The organism is Candidatus Nanopusillus massiliensis (assembly GCF_920984865.1).
In genome coordinates this window covers 569614-570170 of the sequence record NZ_OV100765.1, presented here as the reverse complement: position 1 = coordinate 570170, position 557 = coordinate 569614, and the positions used below count along the sequence as shown (strand labels likewise).

Sequence of the window (557 nt, the reverse complement as noted above, 5' to 3'; positions counted from 1 at the left end):
TTCCTAATCTTATCAATTCTATTGGAATCCATGGAATTTCCCTAAATTTTCTTAATGTAAATGTTGGACCATGTGTAGTAATTTCNTGTGAATATGTTGCATTTACTCTTCATCCATCTGGTAATGTTGCATCTAGAATTGGTTCTGCATATGATATATGTTTTCCAGCCCTTAATGCAAATTTTTCAATTAAATCTTCTAATTTCTTTATCATTTAAAACTATATTTGTCTTTAAGATTTCCAAAATATCTATGAACAACAAATATTGGATAATTTGGANNAGAGCATTCAATATCTTCAATTAATGGATCTCTTNNNAAAGAATCTACCTTATTATATCCATAAAGATCCCTAAAAATATAATAAAATATTTTTTCATATGAAGATTGACCTAATTGTATNNNNAAACCATTTAATACAAAATCATATAATCTTTGTAAATAATTTATAGCTTCTTTTAAATTATTAATTTCTGATAATTTAATATATAATAATTTTTCAATATAAAAAATTACATTTTTATATATTTTTTCTTCATTTTCAGTTAATTTTGGTT

Annotated in this window: 1 protein-coding gene (running past one end of the window); it reads right to left on the bottom strand. The window is 22.5% G+C overall.

Annotated features, from left to right (window positions below; translation table 11 throughout):
• Positions 1 to 82, bottom strand: partial view of an ATPase, T2SS/T4P/T4SS family gene (locus tag LUA84_RS04510; RefSeq protein WP_457913392.1) — the start only. Its footprint begins 230 nt before the window's first position; 82 of the gene's 312 nt are visible here — the first part of the coding sequence; it begins with the start codon at positions 80 to 82; its stop codon lies off the left edge, out of view.
• Positions 83 to 557 lie beyond the last annotated feature (475 nt).